Annotated in this window: 15 protein-coding genes and 1 pseudogene; 10 read left to right on the top strand and 6 right to left on the bottom strand. The window is 63.0% G+C overall.

Features of this window, described 5'->3' with window-relative positions; genetic code table 11:
• Positions 1-148: 148 nt before the first annotated feature.
• Both PZL22_RS12150 and PZL22_RS12145 read left to right on the top strand, forming a co-directional pair.
• Positions 149-402 (top strand): annotated as a pseudogene (locus tag PZL22_RS12150) (toxin-antitoxin system TumE family protein).
• Positions 399-758: an HVO_A0114 family putative DNA-binding protein gene (locus tag PZL22_RS12145; protein WP_003533838.1), complete on the top strand. Its 360-nt coding sequence runs from the start codon at positions 399-401 to the stop codon at positions 756-758. The pseudogene PZL22_RS12150 and the gene PZL22_RS12145 overlap by 4 nt, the downstream one beginning before the upstream one ends.
• A gap of 6 nt (positions 759-764) precedes the next feature.
• Here the strand turns inward: PZL22_RS12145 and PZL22_RS12140 are convergent, their stop codons facing one another.
• Complete coding sequence (locus PZL22_RS12140) at positions 765-1853, bottom strand: AbrB family protein (RefSeq protein WP_028010094.1); 1089 nt, start codon at positions 1851-1853, stop codon at positions 765-767.
• A 250-nt stretch (positions 1854-2103) separates the two neighbouring features.
• On the opposite strand from PZL22_RS12140, the gene PZL22_RS12135 reads away from it, so the two are divergent.
• Positions 2104-3231, top strand: a complete 1128-nt coding sequence (locus PZL22_RS12135; RefSeq protein ID WP_003533834.1) for an ATP-dependent DNA helicase — start codon at positions 2104-2106, stop codon at positions 3229-3231.
• A 52-nt stretch (positions 3232-3283) separates the two neighbouring features.
• Here the strand turns inward: PZL22_RS12135 and suhR are convergent, their stop codons facing one another.
• Positions 3284-5185, bottom strand: coding sequence for an RpoH suppressor SuhR (suhR, locus tag PZL22_RS12130; protein WP_003533832.1), 1902 nt, complete (start codon positions 5183-5185; stop codon positions 3284-3286).
• A gap of 392 nt (positions 5186-5577) precedes the next feature.
• On the opposite strand from suhR, the gene PZL22_RS12125 reads away from it, so the two are divergent.
• From PZL22_RS12125 to PZL22_RS12105, 5 genes are read left to right on the top strand one after another with little or no spacing between them, the layout of a single operon-like run.
• Complete coding sequence (locus PZL22_RS12125) at positions 5578-8652, top strand: ATP-binding protein (RefSeq protein WP_033049078.1); 3075 nt, start codon at positions 5578-5580, stop codon at positions 8650-8652.
• Positions 8636-9865, top strand: coding sequence for a YcaO-like family protein (locus tag PZL22_RS12120; protein ID WP_003533828.1), 1230 nt, complete (start codon positions 8636-8638; stop codon positions 9863-9865). The genes PZL22_RS12125 and PZL22_RS12120 overlap by 17 nt, the downstream gene beginning before the upstream one ends.
• Positions 9866-9872: 7 nt before the next feature.
• A complete protein-coding gene (locus tag PZL22_RS12115; RefSeq protein ID WP_003533825.1) occupies positions 9873-10655 on the top strand; it encodes a TfuA-like protein in 783 nt (260 codons plus the stop codon).
• Positions 10656-10688: 33 nt separating this feature from the next.
• A complete protein-coding gene (locus PZL22_RS12110) occupies positions 10689-11873 on the top strand; it encodes a gluzincin family metallopeptidase (RefSeq protein ID WP_003533823.1) in 1185 nt (394 codons plus the stop codon).
• 21 nt (positions 11874-11894) lie between these two features.
• A complete protein-coding gene (locus tag PZL22_RS12105) occupies positions 11895-12590 on the top strand; it encodes a hypothetical protein (RefSeq protein WP_003533822.1) in 696 nt (231 codons plus the stop codon).
• Positions 12591-12620: 30 nt separating this feature from the next.
• Here PZL22_RS12105 and PZL22_RS12100 read toward each other — a convergent pair whose 3' ends face one another.
• From PZL22_RS12100 to PZL22_RS12085, 4 genes are all read right to left on the bottom strand, one after another.
• On the bottom strand, positions 12621-12974 hold the full coding sequence (locus tag PZL22_RS12100) for an EF-hand domain-containing protein (protein WP_003533820.1): 354 nt from the start codon (positions 12972-12974) through the stop codon (positions 12621-12623).
• A 17-nt stretch (positions 12975-12991) separates the two neighbouring features.
• On the bottom strand, positions 12992-13231 hold the full coding sequence (locus PZL22_RS12095; RefSeq protein ID WP_003533819.1) for a glycine zipper 2TM domain-containing protein: 240 nt from the start codon (positions 13229-13231) through the stop codon (positions 12992-12994).
• A gap of 329 nt (positions 13232-13560) precedes the next feature.
• The gene (locus PZL22_RS12090; protein ID WP_127517011.1) at positions 13561-14667 is read right to left on the bottom strand and encodes a hypothetical protein; all 1107 of its coding nucleotides are present in this window, start codon (positions 14665-14667) and stop codon (positions 13561-13563) included.
• 230 nt (positions 14668-14897) lie between these two features.
• Entirely contained in the window at positions 14898-15608 is a 711-nt protein-coding gene (locus PZL22_RS12085) for a DUF899 family protein (RefSeq protein WP_003533815.1), read from the bottom strand.
• Between the two features lie 195 nt (positions 15609-15803).
• Between PZL22_RS12085 and PZL22_RS12080 the strand changes: the two genes are divergently transcribed.
• Complete coding sequence (locus tag PZL22_RS12080; RefSeq protein WP_003533813.1) at positions 15804-16556, top strand: pyridoxine 5'-phosphate synthase; 753 nt, start codon at positions 15804-15806, stop codon at positions 16554-16556.
• A 147-nt stretch (positions 16557-16703) separates the two neighbouring features.
• On the top strand, positions 16704-18161 hold the full coding sequence (locus PZL22_RS12075; RefSeq protein WP_050543922.1) for an aminotransferase-like domain-containing protein: 1458 nt from the start codon (positions 16704-16706) through the stop codon (positions 18159-18161).
• The last annotated feature ends 82 nt before the right edge of the window (positions 18162-18243 follow it).

The following is an 18243-nucleotide window of genomic DNA, read 5'->3' as shown; positions in this document are numbered from 1 at the left end:
GGCGCGAGTGACGATACGGACAAGCAGGAGCTTGCCGCCTTCGGACCACGCGGACGCGGTGACGCAGGTAGATCGATGGCGCTGGCCGGGTTTTCCGCGCGGCTGGTCCCTTTCGACAAAGGAGTGTTGTTTCCGTTGACAACACAAAATTCCGTTGTTAAGCGAAGAGGCGTTCTTTGAAATCGTCATTTGGCAGGTTCCCGCGCCGGTTCCGGGCAGCGCTCACCTGTACAAGTATCGGCTCGCCCTCGTGGTGAAAGGCGAATGTGTTCTCCGTTACGACAATGAGCGAGGCAAAGGCGACCATCGCCACGTCGGAGAGCACGAGGAGCCAATTACCTTTCATCGCTGGATGACCTCCTGATCGCTTTCCAGCAGGATATTGAAAGGATGGCCCTATGAATACACTCATTGTTCGGTTGGGCGGCATGGACGATATCCGCAACAGGATCGCAGTTGCCGCCAAGCTCGCCTCGGAGGGAAAAGACCCCGAGGCCAATTCCACTCTCAATTTCGCGAGTTATGAGGATATGCACCGCATCCTCGCCCCGTCCCGTCTCGCTCTCGTCAAGACATTGGCCGGACAGGGCGCATTGTCGATCAGGGAACTCGCGCGTCGTGTTGGCCGCGATGTGCAGGCCGTTCATCGCGACGTAACCACTCTCATCAATTCCGGCGTTATCGAGCGTTCCGACAAGGGGGTCGAATTTCCCTACGAAAATATCCATTTCGAGTTCGACGTAAGAGCCGCCGCTTGAATTCATTCACGCCCGGTCGGCGACGAAGCGGGCGAGGGCGGGGCCGATCAGCGTGATTATGAGCAGACGGGCCGTCTGCAAGGCCATCACGAAAGGAAGATCGACATTGCTGGAGGCGGCGATGACCGCGATCGAATCGAGTCCGCCGGGGCTGGTCGCGAGATAGGCGGTCAGCGGATCGATGCCCGCGACCTTGATGAGCAACAGCGCAAGAAGACCGGAAAAGGATATCAGCACGACGATGGAGACGATCGTCGGCATCAGGGCGCGGCGAGCGTGCGCCAGAATTGCCCGCGTGAAGCCGAGGCCGATATTCCAGCCGAGCATCGCGAAAGAGAGCGCCAGCAGCCATTGCGGCAGTTCGATCGTAAGCGTTCCGGTAATGTTGAGGGCCGAACCGATTGCAAAGGGCACGAGGAAGGCGCCGGCCGGTACACGCAATATCTTGCCAAGGATGCCGCTCGCGATTCCGACGGCGAGCGTCATGAAGAATGGCAGACCGGCAATCGGGGCAAACCAGTGAGTTGCCGTTTCGGCTTCGACGCCGCTCACCCAGAGATGGGACACGATGGTCGCAGTGCTGGCAACGAAGACGACGCGCAGATATTGCATGAAGGCGACGAGCCGGGCGTCCGCGCCATAGGCATCGGCCATCAGCAGCATCGTCGAGGCAGCGCCTGCCGACGAGCCCCAGATCGCGGTCGTGCCCGGCAGGATGCCCATCCGGGTGATCGTCCAGCCGCAGAGCGTGCTGACGCCGATCACCGACAGAATGATGGCAAGAAAGAGGAGCCAATTGCCGGAAAAGGTCACGAGAAGATCGGGGCTCATCGAAGCGGCGATCATCATCGCCAGCACGACCTGAACGCAAAAAAAGAGCTGTCGCGGCAGCCGGATCGTTCCGCCATTCATGCCGACGAGCGCACCGGCGATCATCGGCCCCATCAGCAGGCCCGCGGGAATTCCGATCATTTCGAGGACGCCGGCGAAGATGGCGGAGAGCAGGGCCAGCAGGCACCACTGCCAAACGGCGGACAGACGTCCCAGTCCGCCGTTCTTGGGCAGCATCGGGGTTGAGGGCTGTTCCGGCTTCAAGGTCATTCTCCGGCGGGCGGCGCGGCTTCCTGCACACTGTATGCAGCGCACCGTTGGTAGCAGGATCGGCCGCCCCAATTCAAGGTGCAGTGCAAAAAACTGTGCCACAGCCCGTTTTGCCGGAAGTTGGGCGCAAAGTCGGTGATTGCGCACGTGTGGCCGCCGCCTAGCAGCGCGCCTCACGAGCTTCGTCGGCTGGCCGGCCAAATCCGCACTTGCGCCGGGCGGCCGAATCCTGACACTCAAGGTCATGCAGTTCGCTCCGCAACAGGATGAGGCCCTGAAGGCCGTTTCGCAATGGTTGAAGGGAGGCCGTTCTCAGCTCTTCCGGCTGTTCGGCTATGCCGGCACCGGCAAGACCACGCTCGCCCGCCATTTCGCAGAAAATGTGGATGGCGAGGTGGTGTTCGCCGCCTTCACCGGCAAGGCCGCGCAGGTGCTGCGCTCCAAAGGAGCCACGAACGCCAAGACCATCCACTCGCTGATCTACCGCCCGCGCGGCGAGGAGGAAGTGGAGGACGAGGAGACCGGCAAGACGTCGATCGCGCCGATGTTCGCGATCAACCGCCAGAGCCCGGTCGCGAAAGCGGCGCTGATCATCGTCGACGAATGCTCGATGGTGGACGAGGCGCTCGGCAAGGATCTGATGAGCTTCGGCACGCCGATCCTCGTTCTCGGCGATCCCGGACAATTGCCGCCGGTTTCCGGCGGCGGCTACTTCACCAATCACGAACCGGATTTTCTCCTGACGGATATCCATCGCCAGGCGAGGGACAACCCTATCATCCAGCTCGCCATGCAGGTGCGCGAGGGCAAGGAGATCATGCACGGCGACTACGGCACCGCCCAGGTCATCTCCAAGGGGCAGGTGACACAGCCTCTGGTGCTGGAAGCCGACCAGGTGCTGGTCGGGACCAACAGGACGCGGCGGCGCTACAACCAGCGGCTTCGCGAACTGAAAGGCTTTACCAGCGAGTATCCGCAGTCCGGCGACAAGCTCGTATGCCTTCGCAACGATCCGGCCAAAGGCCTGCTCAACGGCTCGCTCTGGCAGGTGATGAGCTCGTCCAAGGAGACGGTCAAGCCAGGGATCAACCTGATGATCCGCCCGGAAGACGACGACATGGATCGCGGCGCCGCCAAGATCAAGCTCCTGAAGGCGGCTGTCGAGGACGTCGAGGGCGAAATCCCCTGGTCCACGCGCAAGCGTTACGACGAGTTCGATTACGGCTACGCGCTGACCGTGCACAAAGCCCAGGGCTCGCAATGGAACAACGTCGTGCTTTTCGACGAGAGCTGGGCTTTCCGCGATACGCGCGAACGCTGGCTCTACACGGCGATCACACGCGCCGCGGAGCGGTTGACGATCGTGCGGTGAAGCTTCGGCCTTCCTTCATGCCCCAGTGGTTTGCCCTTAGTCGTTCACTCTTTCAATAAGTCGGTGCTATCTGCAATTGCGGCAGCGGCCGCGGGGCGGTCTTCGTCAGGTCGGGGCCTTCACCGCTCCATTTCTCTCCCTCACCGATCAGCTTTTCGAGAAGCCGCGCCGCCTCTTCGCGCTCCGCCTTGCTTGCGAAGCGGTAAGAGGGCGGCTTCGACGTGGCGTCGTGGGCGAGCGCATAGGCGGGCTCGTAATCGGGGATCTTCGGCCGGTAGGCGTCGCTCGCGGCAATGTCGATGGTGTAGCGCTGGAGCGCCGAGGCGAGATTGCGCCACCGGATCCAGTAATGGTTCTCGAAGGAGAACCGGGCGAATGCCTCGCCGGCGGCCGTGCCTTTTTTCGAGACGGCCGCGAGGACCTCCTTCGACATGGCGAGGTTCAGGCCGCCTTCCTGCGGACTCAACGAGACGTGGACGATGCGTTCGCGATGCCCGGGCGCGCGTGACTGGAGGAGATCGCGCCAATTCTGCATGGTCGCGACAATCGCGAAGACGAAGGCGCAGAGTTCGTGGACTGCCGACTTGCGCGCAATCGGCTGATAGTGCCGCTGCCATCCCTGCCGGTTGTTCTCCGGCAGAAAGACCTCCGGCCGCGAGCCGGTATCGGAGGTCTCCGGATAAACGAGATTGATGGCGAAGGTGGGCCATCGCGGCAGCGCTCGGTCAAAGAGGTGGATCGGGAAGTTGCTGCTGATGCCGCCGTCGGAGAACCAGCAGATCCGGAACGCGGCGGGCCTCGCCCTGCGCTTCTTGCCGCCGGTGGTCAACGCTTCCGTGCTGTCCAATACGGTCTTCTGTTCGTCCTCGTCCGAAGTCGTATCTTCGGCTTCGTTTTCTCCGTCGGATCCCGGCAGGCTTTCGCGGCGGGCCGGCTCATGCAGCGGCACCGCGCTGATCAGGAAGGGGAAGCTGAGGCTCATCCGTGTTGCGACGAGGACCGGCATGTCGGCGCCATGCGGGAGCAGATAGTAATCCTCACCCGCCACGGTGACCGGCTCCCCGGCCTTCTCTACCATCCAGTCGACGACGACCTTCGGAAAAAGCGCTTCGAATTCCTTGCGCCGGAACCAGAAAAGCGCGCTTTCGAACGGCAGGCTGCGCGGCTCCTGGTGCGATATGCCAGTTGTGATCATCTTCAGGGTAACGGCGCGGTCGGAGCCCGGTTCGCCGGGGTAGCGCTCCGCCGTCCAAAGATCGCCGAAGGTGAGGGGCTGGCCCGAAGCCTTGCCGGACAGTGCCTGCAGGGTTTCGTGAAGCCAATCGGTCAAGACCATCCTTGGCCGGCGGGCGGGCTGATCCGGTGCCGTGCCGGTACAGAGGCCCATCAGATTGCGGCGCAGGACACGAGCGATGCGCAGTACCGCGAACACCGCCCCTCCCAGATAGGCGCAGATCGCAGCCGGCAAAGCTGCGGCTATCATGCCTGTTTGCCCCCCGACAGCATAAGCAAGACCCGCGAGTGCCGCGAGCAGCAGCAGCGTTTCGACGGGTGCGATGCGAACGACGCTTCCAAGAAGCGCAACGCCTTTGCGAAGAACGCCGGTGTTGCCGGCGAGTGTGACGAGCAAGCGGAATGCCTGGCCTGCGCCGGCCGCAGGCTGGAGGAGGTCCTTGATGAACCCGGGCGAGGCGAGATTCGCCGATGCCTTCGCAAGGCCTTCGAAACCGACGCGCTCCTCCGGTTCAGCGATCGCCGCCTTCGTCTGCTTCCGCCGGTCTCCGACTGCAGCCGCCGCACAAGCCGCAGCTGCGATCGCTCCGGCCGACGTGCCGCCGATATTCTTGAACCGGTAGTCCCGCGCAAGCGCCAGAGCGGCGTTCGGGTAGACGATACCGCTGGTGATGCCGCCCTTCATGACGAGATCGCAGTATTTCGCGGGAGTGCGTGCCATCGATCGTCTCCTGATGCAGATCTGACGAAAATCATCCTCCAGGCGCCGGGTGCCTGCGCGCCGTCTTTCTTTTCAAGGTTGCGCGCAAACCGTGCGGCAATCCAGTGCCGCCTGCGATTACGGCATTGTCTTTGCAACACAAGAAGGCGCGTCCTAACGCTCATCGAAGGGGAAAGGTTGCCCGGTTGCGCGTTTTGCAACTGCCCGCCGATTGACATTGATCTAACGGGCCATCAGCCTTCCCCGAGTCGGTCCCGACACCGCGTGCAGTCAGGGGTGATATTTTTCGCACGTCAGGTCGGGATCACGTCGGAAAATGCGAGACAGACAGGTCGCCCTTAAGCAGCGGCGCGCGTCTGAGCGGACCTGGCTGGCGAATGCGGGAGTGGTGCATGCTGCGCGAGAGCCGGACAAACACACCACGGCGAGCGGCCGAGCGCGGGAAGCGCCCGGGTGGTTCTTCCGTGCGTGGCGGCGAGCGGCGTATCGTCACGGCGCTTTGCTATGATCTGGTCGGGTCGACCGATCTGATGCACGTGATGGATATCGAGGATTACCAGGAGCTGATGTCCGCCTTTCAGCTTGCCTCGAAGCAAGCCATCGCATCGCATTCCGGTGTGATGCAGCACGAGGCCGGCGACGGCGGTGTTGCGCTCTTCCCGATCGAACTCGAGGCGAAGGACGCCGCCTCGCTCGCAATCCGCGCGGGGCTCGGGATCGTCGAGGCGTGCAAGCGCGTCGGCCGCGAGGCAGGGCAGGACGATCTGCAGGTCCGCGTGGGCATCGCCACGTCCGTTGCCCTCGTTCTCGAAGGATCCCGCGAAGGCTGGACTCGCGAACCGGTCACAGGCGCGGCCCTTGCCATGGCTGCCCGGCTGCAGGCCATCACGGCGCCGAACAGCGTTCTGGTCTCCGAGGAGACACGCCATCTTGCAGGCAGATCCTATGCCTTCGTGTTTCAGGGCAGCAAGGAGCTCAAGGGCTTTGCAGCGCCTGAGAAAGTGTGGCGCGCGCTCGGCCATAAAGTGGGGGTGGACCGCTTCTATGCCTTCGGACGGATGGGCGGGCCGCTGATCAACCGTGAGAACGAACTGAATACCATCGGGAAGCTTTGGGATGGCGTTCTTGCGGGACAAGGCTCCGTGGTCCTGATCCAAGGGGACGCCGGCATCGGCAAATCGCGTCTTCTCAGGGAAATTCGCAGACGGACGCGCGCGAAGCGTTCCAAGCTTCTCTTCTTCCAATGCCTGCCCGGCGGTTTCCGCTCGACCCTTCATCCTCTCTTGAACAATCTCCCGGAGGCGGTGCCGGGGAGCGCAGGGCAGATGGGTCCGACGGCCGCCGCCGTGGCGGCGCTGTTCGAACGCAACGGCATCAGGGATGCGGAGGTCGTCGACGTCTTCTCCTACCTGCTTGGGGCGCAGGGTAGCCGTCTGCAGTCGAACGAAGATCCGAAGGCGATCCGCGAGAAGGCTCATCGAGCCCTGCTCCGTGCATTGGAAGCCGTGTGCCGACGCGGGCCGGCGGTGGTGGCTGTCGAGGACGTCCACTGGATCGATCCGACATCCGGTGACCTGCTTGGCGAAGCTGCGAGGATCATTGCAAAATTTCCCGTCTTGCTCGTTACCACGTCGCGCCCTTCCTATGCTTCGGAATGGCTCGACGCCGCCAATCCGACGCGGCTTGCGTTGCGGCCGCTCGATTCGGATGAAACCAGGCTGGCGATAAAGGCAAAATGGCCGGAGCACCGCCTGGCGTTGCTTCCCGATCTCTTCGACGCGACCGAACGGATATCCGGCGGCGTTCCGCTCTTCATCGAGGAGATCTGTCAATGGGTGTCGCAAAATGTCGAGCCCGACACGATGCGCCTGTCGGAGAGCGCCAACCCGTCGCATGTGTCGGCGTTCGAGTCGATATTGGAATCCCGCCTGCAGCAGTTGGGTACGGCCAGGGAGGTCGCGCGCGCGGCGGCAGTCGCGGGCACGCAGGTGACGCTGCCGCTGCTCCGGGCTCTTTTGCCGGATTTCGGCAAGAGCGCGCTTGCGAACGCAGCCGATACTCTCTGCGAGACGGGATTCCTGACGCGGATAAGGGTGCCGGGGCGGACCGCCTATGGCTTCCGGCATACGCTGATCCAGGAGACGATCTACAACGCCGTGCTGCGCAAGCAGCGGCAGGTGCTGCATCGGCGGCTCTTCACAGCGGTCAACCAAAATCGTGGCATGGCGCCCTGGATCGATACCGGTGCGCTTGCCGAGCATGCGGAAAGGGCGGGGCTTGTCGAAGACGCTGTCCCCTTGTTCATCGCCGCGGGAAAGGAGAGTTCGAGCCGGTCCGCAATGATAGAGGCGAGGCAATTTCTGGAGCATGCCCTGGATCTCTGCGGCCAAATGAGCGAGATCGACACTGCCGAACCTCTGAAGCTTTCGGCGTTTACGGCCCTCGGTCCGGTCGTGGCCGGTCTGGTAGGACTTAACTCGCCGCCGGCCCGGCGGTTATACGAGGAGGGCGTGGAAATTGCCCGCCGTCGTCCCTTGTCGGAACAGTCGAAGTGGTTTCCGATCTATTGGGGGTGGTGGTTCACCGGGTCCGATTTTCGGGTGATGCACGACCGTGCCCTGGAGGTGCGGTCGATGCTGTCGAAGGCCAACGAGCCGGAAATCCAGCTTCAGGTCAATCATTGCATCTGGGCGATCGATTTCAATCTCGGCCGCCACAGGGAAACGCAGGATGCGATCAAGGCCGGCCTGGCGCTCTATGACGAGAAGCGCGCCAAAGACAGCCGAACGGAGTTCGGCGGGCATGATGCGAAGGTCTGTGGCCTCGGCCAACTCGCACTCTCCCTATGGCTCACGGGGCGCACGAAGGCCTCGGACGCAGCGCTATCGAGAATGATCGCTTTCACGGACCGGATAGCGCATGCGCACAGCAAGGCACACTCCCTGGATACCGAAGCGGTGTCTGCTTTTTACCGGGACGATTTCGAAAGGCTCGCTGAGGTCTCGGCGCGAATGGCGGATTTCGCCAAGAGGCACAAGATGCAGTCCCTGTCCGGCCTGTCGCTTCTTTTCAGCGGGTGGGCCGAGGCGCACCGCACGAGCCTTGCGAGTGGCCATGCGAGATTTCAGAACGGTCTGTCGCTTCTGCGCGAACTTGGGGCGGTGGCGGATCTGCCGATCTATCTCTGCATGCACGCTACCTTGCTGGGCCTTGCCGGCAAGATCGAACCGGCGATCGAGGTCGTCAACGAAGCGATCGGCAGGGGGGAGGAAACCGGCCACGCCTATTGGCTGGCGGAGTTGCACCGGTGCCGCGCAATTCTGCGGGCGCGGGCAGGCGAGCGGAAGGATGCCGTCGCTGCAGATCTGCGGTGCGCCGTTGAAATCGCGGAAAGCCAGGGGGCGACGGCGCTCGCCAGGAGAGCGAGGCATTCGATGCGGGAGCTCGGCATTGTTATCGGGCGCTGAACGAAACGGTGCGAAATCGAACGACGGCGCACGCGCGGCCCTCGCTGATCTCCATGCCTCGATCGTTTCCGCGCGGAAGGCGCCCTTTTCGGATCGCCCGGTCGAGGGGAGCCTGGAGCGCTGTCTCGCCGCCCTGGCGCCACTCTGCCGCCGCGCCCGCATTACACGGCTGGGCGACCTGACGGGCCTCGATCGGCTCGGCCTGCCGGTGATGCAGGCCGTGCGACCCGCCGCGCTTTCAGAGGTCACATCTCTCGGACGGGGTCTGTCGAGGGCCGAGGCGGCAGTCGGCGCGCTGATGGAATCGCTCGAGCGTTACTTCGCCGAGGCCATTCCGACGGAGCGGACCTTTCTGGCGACGGCCGACCAACTCGAAGTCACCGACGGCCTTTTCGAAAACCTCGTGGTTCCCGAATGGCGCGGGAAATGGCGGCAAAGGACAATTGCCTGGATCGAAGGTATCGATGTCGTCGGCGGCTCGGCGCACCCGGTGCCGCTGGAGCTTGTGCATACGCGCTACAGCGAACCGCAGCCGGCCCATGACGGCGTCTTTCTGCGGACGACCACCGGGCTTGCCTGCCATACGAGCCCCCATGGTGCTTTCCTGCACGGATTATGGGAATGCCTTGAACGGGACGCGATCGCACGCGCATTCGGGACGCACGGCTTCTTCGACCGGTGGCGCATTGCGCCCTGCGGACTCGGCGACGGGGTGGATCATATCCGATCGCTCGCGGGCGCTCGCGGAATATCGTTTGCACTGTGGCTCGCTCCGTCGCCGGCGGCTGTTCCCGTCGTCTGGTGTCAGATGGTCGAGGCCGGGCTCGGGGAACCGATCCTTGCGTTGCCGACGGAAGGCTATGCCGCCGGGCCAAGCATCGAAATGGCGGCGGCAAGCGCAATGCTGGAAGCGCTTTCGGCCAGGGCAGGGGCGATCTCCGGCGCCCGTGACGACCAGACGAGGGAACATTACCGCAGGAGCACCGATGCCGCGGTGGCGAGGGCCCGCGAGCTCGTCCTCGCCGATGCGGCGCCGAAGCGCGGAGAGGCGACGTCCGCGACGATTCCGGACCCCGGTACATTGCTAGACCGGGTGGTCGAAGCCGGTCTTGGACCTGTGCTGGCCATTCCCGTGGGCGCCGACGAGGAGGCGGGCGTCCATTGCGTGCGAACCGTTCTTCCCGGAGCCTCTCCCTTTTTCGTTCTGCGATGAGTATGTGATGGCCGGCCGAGGCGACAATCCGATCCTGGTGTTTCTCGGTCCGACTCTTCGTCTTTCCGAGGCGGAGAAAGTCCTCGACGCGATTTATCTGCAGCCGGCCGCGCAGGGGGATGTCCTGCTTGCGGCACATGCCTTTCGCCCTCGGGCCATGATTCTGATCGACGGGCAGTTCGAGGACAGACCGGCTGTCCGGCACAAGGAAATTCTCTGGGCGATGGCGCAAGGGATCGTCTTCATCGGCGCCGGCAGCATGGGCGCACTCAGGGCCGCGGAGCTTGACGCTTTCGGCATGATCGGCGTTGGTCTCATCTACAGGTGGTATCGACGCTTCGGGCGTGGTCCTCTTTCCAGCCCTGTGCCCGACGATGCGGTCGCGGTACATTCGGGACCGCCGGAACTCGGCTTTCTGCCTTTGACGGATGCCCTTGTCGACCTGCAGCGAAGCTTTTCCGCGTGGTCGCGCCTCGGTGCTGTCAGCCCTTCGGAACGCGACCGTCTTACAGCTATCGCGAGAAACATGAACTTCCGGGAGCGCTCGCTTTCTGCGGTCTTGCAGGCCGCGGGCTGGGCTCAAGAGAGAAGCAGGGAACTGCGGCAGCAGATGATCGGACAGAAGAGGCACGACGCGATCCTGGCGCTCCAGCAAGCACCAACCCTTCTGGCGCAGCATAGCGGCACGCAGCAAGATGGCGACTGGATCGCGACGAACACCTTCCTCCGCGACCTGGAGGCTGGCGGCATTGACTCGAATTTGGTGAACACCTATAAATTGAAACCATAATTTAGGCATTTTTATTCCGGGGGGCAGTGTGCGATGCGTCTGCTTCGAGACGAAGCCCTCGGGTCCGGCGATTCACGCCTGGGCACGCGGTTCTGGATTTTCCCTCAGCCCCCCTTTATCCCGGGCTATGAAAAACCGGACCGCGTCTGGCTGCCGATACCGAGGGACGAGATCGGCGAAGGACCGAGCGACGCGACGATGTACGTCGTCGATCCGCTCGATGACAAGGAACCCTACGGCTTCGACCGGCTGCCGCCGTTCCACGGCGCCGCCCGTGCACCGGTGGGACCGGGTCCGGATCTGCATTTCGACAACCTGTCTCCCGACTCCCGGGCATTCCTTCCGGTTCATGCCTATGCGTGCGTGCATTTCGTTCTCAACATCTGGCAGAGTTATCTCGGCAGACCGGTCCGCTGGTTCTTCGACCAGACCTTTCCGCGGCTCGAGATCGTTGCCTTCGTGAACTGGGACAACGCCCAGGCAGGCTACGGCTTCCTGGAGCTTGGCTGTTCCGACATCGACGGAATAAGGCGGCCCTACGCGCTCAATTTCGACACCATCGCTCACGAAACCGGACATCTCATCTTTCTTTCGGAAACCGGTATCCCGACGGCTGTGTCGCGCGGAGACGACTTCTTCTCCTTTTCCGAGGCCTTTTCAGATCTGGTGTCGCTGATCTCGTTCCTGCACTTCGATTCCGCGATCGACAGGCTGCTCCGGCGGACGAAAGGGAACCTCCTGCTCTACAACGAGCTCAACCGCTTCGCCGAGACGAGTCCGGAAACCCAGATCCGTCTCGCCACGAATTTCCGCCGCATGTCGGAGGTTACGCGCGAAGTGCATGACCGCGCACTGCCATTCGTGGGGGCGATCTTCGATTCGGTCGTGGAACTCTATCACCGCGAGCTCGTGGCACGCGACTGCGCCGACATCCGGCTGCTCGATATCGACCTCCGGCATCTGGAGCAGGATGATTTCGACCGGTTCCGTGAGACGACGGCAGAGGCTTTCCGGATCAAGCCGATGATCTTCGGACTTGCGCTACGGTCGGCCCGCGACGCGGTGGGGCAGGCCCTTGCAGCTTCGCTGCGGTCGGTCAATCCGGACAACTTGCGGCTGGATCAGGCCGCGGCCGCTATCGTTGCGGCTGCCGATGGAACGGCCGCCGGAGTTCTGGAGGCGAATTTCGCATGGCGTGAAATCATCAGCTCGAGATAGGGGACAGAAAAGGAGAGGAAGATGAGCAATTGCAGCAGCCATCCCGGAGTGGGCAGAGAGCCGGACGGCCTGTCCGGACCAGTCTACGATACGTATAATCCGAGCGAAGTACGCCTCTACGGGCGACCGGCAACCCGAGAGGAGATATTCAAGATCACGGACGAGCAGATCCTGCAAAGAATCAAATCGTCGCTACGCGAAACTTCGCTTCGGGACGAAGACCTGAATACGCTCGTGAGAATAGTGAAGGAGGCGGCGATCGGAACGGTCGACAACGACGTTCTTGCCGGTATCTTAAAGCAGCAGATCGTCCTCGCCATATTCGATGATGAGCTGAAGTTCAGTCAGCTTCCGGTCAGCGTCAACATACCGGCGAAGAATTTCGAAAAGGGCGGCGAACGATATATCAAGAGCATCGGCGTGATATACGGCTATGCCTATGAGGGGCATTGCTACAAGTTGCCGAAGCCGCAGATCATGTATTTGCCGGAAGAGCCGCGAAAGATCCTCGGCGGGGATTGCGGATGCGACTGCGGATATGTTCCCGAACTCGGCTACGCCGTATGGCAGATCGACAAGCTCGAGCGCGTCATTGCGCTGGACGTCCGCTCCGACGACGTGAAGACCCTGGTGCTCGACGAGAACATGCCCGGCAGCCGGTCGCCCATGGCCTATGCGCAGACGATGGCGCTTGCTCCGCAACGGCATCGCGACTGAACATCGTTGGCCGAGCGGCGCCGGTGCTGCCTATTGCAGGCTGCCGTCGCCGCTTCTGTCGGCCGATTTGAAGTCGGCCATGACCCTGTTCAGGAACTCGGTTTGGCTGAGCTTCCCGTCGCGATTGGCGTCTGTCGCGGCAAACTGCTGCGCGTTCAGAACCTGCGCCACTTCTTCCGAGCGCAGACTTCCGTCCTTGTTCCTGTCCAGGTTCCCGAAGGCCGAGGTCATGAAGGCTTGGTATTCCGGCCGGTCGACGGCGCCGTTCCCGTCACGGTCCAGCCGATTCATCTGGCCCTGGTTCATGGCCATCGGCTGATCCTGCGCCGCCGCTGCAATCACCTGAGAAAGCGCGAACGCCACCACGAGGACTGGTCTTTTCATCACCCTGCTCCTTTGGGTCAGGTGCAGGTCAGGGCGCTGCCCGCTGCGCTGCCGAGTACGGCACCGCCGCCCACGGCCCAGAGCTGCCCGGTTCCCGAGCCGATGGTCGCGCCTGCCAGTCCACCGACGACCGCGCCACCGACGGTGCCCGCGATACAGCCGAACTCACCGGTCCGCCCCCCGGTCATCGAGGCGGTTTGGCAGCCGGATAAGGCGAGGCAGGCTGCGAGAGCGAGAGTGATCGTGCAATTCTTCATTTCTTCCTCCAAGCATTCCGCCCGTATGAAATACAGATCGTAGGAGGCGCCATTAAGTGGCGTCGAATGGAAAAGGACTTCCGAATATCTCCCTCGTAAGAAGAGGGTTCTTCTGTTCCATTGGAAGCTGCCTCTCGGCAAAACGCGCGGTCCATCTGAAAAGACGTGCGGACTGCCGGTAAATACTACCGCTGCCTATGAGTGAAAACAACTCTCGGGCCAGTTGATCACCGATCACCAATGGCAACATATGATGTCGGCCGTGATTGTGAGCTGGTCATTTTCCGTTTGGGGGCGGCTCGCCGGGTGAAGAACCACCTGTGAAGAGCTCAGTGACCGTTGATCTTGTGCGGACTGCTGACCGAGAGGATGAAGAAGGGCTCGTCGCCCTTGAGCGGCTTCAGCTTCTGCTGGCAGTTCCACGCCTCCTGGAAGCTGTCGCGCGTCAGCAGCTTGCGGTACCGCGCGGTCGCCGACATGCATTGCATCAGCGTGCTTTGCAGGCCCTCCAGTGCGGCATGAGCATAGATTTCGCCGTCCAGAGCGAAAAGCTGCGCCGCAAGCGAGGTGCTTTCGAAGAGGATGTCGCCCTCGCTATCGAGCCTGTCCGCGGTGATGAAGTCCTGGCGCAGGGGAATGCCTTCGCCGTCGTGGGAAAGCGTGACCCGGATTCCCGGCGCAGGCGCGTCATGCCAGGCGAGCGCGATGGAGAATGCTAGCGCCTGATTGCCGGAAGCCGGCTCACGGCCGCCGTCGGACGCGCTTGCCTTCGCAAGCGTTCCATGTCGAAGCGCCGCCTCGCGCAACTGGGCGGCAAATCGCCCGGTGCTCTTGTGCTGCGGGCCGGTAACGCTGATGCTGACGGAGGGAAGCCCCCGGACCGCGGCCATCGGACCATTGACGAGCTTGGCCTCGGCATCGATGTCGAGCGACATTTCCGATTCCGGCAGAGGAGCAAAAAGGAGAAGCGGCAGCACCGTGAGCACGGCCCAGGGAGAGGAGAAGGGGGCGGGCTGCCAGGGCGGCCTGCGCCCGGACTGCCGGCTGCGGGCGCCCGCGGTATCGTGACCTGAAGCCACAGGCACACTGGACGACTGCCGGCGATACTCCGGCACATAGGTCCCCTTTGGCATGACGATCTGCCATTCTTCGTCGGCGCCGTCCGTTTCGTAAAAGGCCTTGAGCAGCTTGCGCAGCTTGCCGGCATGGACGCGGACAAGCGGATCGCTGTCCGCATCGAAGGTCTGACTGCGTCCGAAAACATCGATGGCGATCGAGTAGCCCTTCAACTGGGCGCCTTCACCGAGCATCTCCTTTTCCACCACATAGGCGAGAAACGCGCGCAGCCGCTCGGAGCGCTGAAAGCCATTGCTGTCGAGAATCCGGGCGAGCGCTCGCCGGATCGTCTCGTTGCATGGCCTTTCGGCTGGCGTCATCGATGGCTCCAAGAGAAGATGCGGCTCAATGCCGGATAAATGTTTTAGAACATAAGCAACCTTAACCTGATTCGAAACTTAGGCCCAAAGATGGTGGTTGTCAGGCCGCGCGTCGGAAAGTGCGCGTTTTTCCAGCTGAGCAGCAGAAATGCATCGATTCGCGGGCGCGCGCGACCGTCACCTGCGCGGTCCTCTATGGACGGGCAGCGACGGTCCCTAAGACGGCCGGATCATCCGCCGCTGCTATATTCGAGCTTCGGGTACCAGTCGGCACCCCGGCCTTCGGGCGTGGTGTCGAGCAGGGTCCATAACGGGTCGGGATCGGGTGCGCCGCGCGGGTCCTGGCCCGGATCGGCCATCTCGCCGCTGATCTCCGCACTCCAGAAATGCCGGATCGTTCCGTCTCTCCGCGTGAAGACCGTGTAGCCCGGAACGTCCTCATCCTCGGCACTGACATAGTCTCGGGTGAAGGCGCCGTCGCTATCGGAATAGACCTTCAATTGCGTCCAGCCGCGGGCCTTCTTTGCAGCGAGCAGTCTCTCCACCGGCGAACGGGCGACCATGGCGAGTGCCACGCGCTGTTCGATATCGGGCACCTTGCCTTCCCAGCCGGCCATCAGGGAGGTGCACATGGGGCAGGGCCTTTCGCGCTGCGGTCCGAACATATAGCTGTAGATGATGAGGGTATTCTTGTCGCCGAAGAGATCGGCAAGTGTAACGGGTCCGTTCTCACTCTCGAAACGATAGGTCTTGGTCACTTCGCCGCCCGGCGGCAGTCGCCTGCGCAGCTCCGAAACCCGCTCGATGTGGCGCCTCAATTCGATCTCCTCGGCGAGAAGCGCATTACGCGCCCGGCGGTAGTCGGCACTTTCGTTGGGAAAGCGGGCGCGGTTTCGCGCTGCCAGCTCCTTAGCGGCGATCGGCGTCGTCTGCATGGTCATGTCTCACTCCTCCGGTTCGATATGGTGCACTCGGCGATTAAGTTGATATCAACGTATCTGACCGCTGTCAAAGAGGCGCGCTGCGCAGAACCGCGAATGAGCGATTCCTGTTTCCTGAAAACTGCGGTAGAACAGCGGCGTAGCCATCATTCGGCCCCTTGTGCAAATTGGGGCGTCTCGTCTGAAAGTTCCGATATGCCTGCAAAGCTCTCCGTAAATCTCAATGCCATCGCCATGCTGCGCAACCGGCGTGATCTCCCCTGGCCATCCGTGACCGGCCTTGGTCGCACCGCCCTGCAGGCGGGGGCGAGCGGACTGACCGTTCACCCGCGTCCGGACCAGCGGCATATCCGCTTTTCCGATCTCCAGCCGATCCGCGACCTGATCGACGACGAGTTTCCGGCTGCGGAATTCAACATGGAGGGCTTTCCGAACGAGGCGTTTCTCGAACTGGTCGAGCGGCACGAACCGGAACAGGTGACGCTGGTGCCGGACGATCCGGCGCAGGCGACCTCCGACCATGGATGGGATTTTCGCAAGAGCCATAACCTGCTCGGCAACGTCGTCGGGCGGCTGAAGAAGAGAGGTTTCCGCGTCTCGCTGTTTGCCGACGGCATACCCGACCCGGAGGCGCTGAAGCTTGCGAAGGAGACCGGGGCCGACCGCATAGAACTCTATACCGGACCCTATGGCGGCTGTTACGACGATCCGGAGAAAGCGGAGCGGATCGCGATCGAGCTGGGCCGCACTGCGGAGATCGCGATCGGCCTTGGCCTGGCCGTCAATGCCGGCCACGACCTGACCGTCGCCAACCTGCCGTTGCTCGTCGAACACATTCCCGAACTCGCCGAAGTCTCGATCGGACACGGGCTGACGGCCGATGCGCTCGAATATGGAATGGCCGAGACCGTACGACGCTTCCGCCGGGCCTGCGGCGAGACGGCTTAACGCGACGGATTCATAGCTCGGCGCGCCTCCTGCGTTGCGCGCCGCTTTGACGAGGGACTTCCGCGCGCGCCCATTTTGAAATGAAGCTGCGCACCGAGTGCCGGCAGTTCTCTCTATCAGGACGATCTTGCGCGCTATCCCGCGTCCATGCAATATCCATACATTGCAAGAACTCGAAAGGCTCCGAAGGCCGTGGATCGCGTGGAGGTTTCCTGGGTGCCGGCCCTCGGCAGGGCGGGAGGGCCGCTGTATCTCGCAATTGCCGACGAGATCGCCGCGGACATCGCGGCGGGCCGGCTGCAGGATGGAGTGCGCCTGCCGCCGCAGCGCGCTCTGGCGGCCGCGCTCGGCATCGACTTTACAACCGTCAGCCGAGCCTACAACGAAGCGCGCCGGCGCGGCCTGGTCGAAGGTCGCGTGGGGCAGGGTACCTATGTCACGGCTCGGCGGAGGAGCGCGGTACGTCCCTCCTCGGGCGGTCTGGCGGGCGGCCCACTGGGCAGTCTCGTCGACATGAGCATGAACCTGCCGCCGCTCTTCGACGACCCGGCTCTGTCGGAGAAGATGTGGGCGGATGTTGCGGCTCTCGATCAGCGTGGTCCCGAACTGCTGATGCGCTATCAGCCTGTCGGCGGCGCGGAGCGGGACAGGGCTGCGGGTGCGGCCTGGCTCAAGCCGCGGCTCGGCGATCTTCAAGCCGATCGGTTGGTCGTCTGTACAGGAGCGCAAGGGGCTCTGCTTGCGAGCGTTGGGATGCTGGCGACGAAGGGCGACAGGATCTGCGCCGAGGCGCTTACCTATCCCGGCCTCCGCTCACTGGCGGCGCATATGGGTATCGAACTCGTGAGCGTCGGGATCGACCGCAACGGGATATTGCCTGACGCCTTCGAGGAGGCGTGCGCCCGGTACAAGCCGAAGGCTCTTTACTGCAATCCGACCCTTCACAATCCGACGACCTCGACGCTTCCGCTCGAACGCCGCGAGGCGATCGTGGCGATCGCACGCCGCCATGGCGTGGTCGTAATCGAGGACGACGCCTACGGCGCATTGCCCGCGAACCCCGTTCCCCCACTGGCCGCGCTCGCGCCGGACCTCGTCTTTCACATAGCAGGCCTTTCCAAGTGCCTCTCGCCGGCGCTCCGCATCGCCTATCTGGCCGCGCCTGACCGATCGGCGGCCGTCCGCCTCGAAGGGGCGATTCGAGCGACAGTCGGCATGACGTCTCCGCTTTCGGCGGCCATCGCCACGCGCTGGCTGGAGGAGGGAACGGCGCAGGCGGTCCTGGCAGCGATCCGCACGGAAGCCGGCGCGCGCCAGCGGATCGCGATCAAGAGCCTCGGTGGTGCCGATCTTCTCGCCGATCGCGAGGGTTTTCATCTTTGGCTGAAGCTGCCTTCCCGGTGGAGCCGCGGCGAGTTCACGGCGCAACTGCGAACGGCCGGGATCGGCGTCGTCGCCAGCGATGCCTTCGCGATCTCCGACCCACCGGAAGCCGTCCGGCTCGGTCTCGGCGCTGCGCGGACACGCGATGAACTGCGGCATAGCCTGGACGTCATCGCCGGTCTGCTCGCTCAGTCCCCAGCGGCCCATAACCTCATCGTTTAAAGGTGATACTCCTGTGCGAAGGTGCTGCGTGGAATTGCCGCGCCCCTGAATGCATACAATTTATTGTTCTTGTATGGTTTGT

Origin of the sequence: Ensifer meliloti (genome assembly GCF_030064585.1) — a bacterium.
In the GTDB taxonomy this organism is placed as follows: Bacteria; Pseudomonadota; Alphaproteobacteria; order Rhizobiales; family Rhizobiaceae; genus Sinorhizobium; species Sinorhizobium meliloti.
Note: the sequence above shows the minus strand (reverse complement) of the source record. Positions and strands in the feature narration are given on the sequence as shown.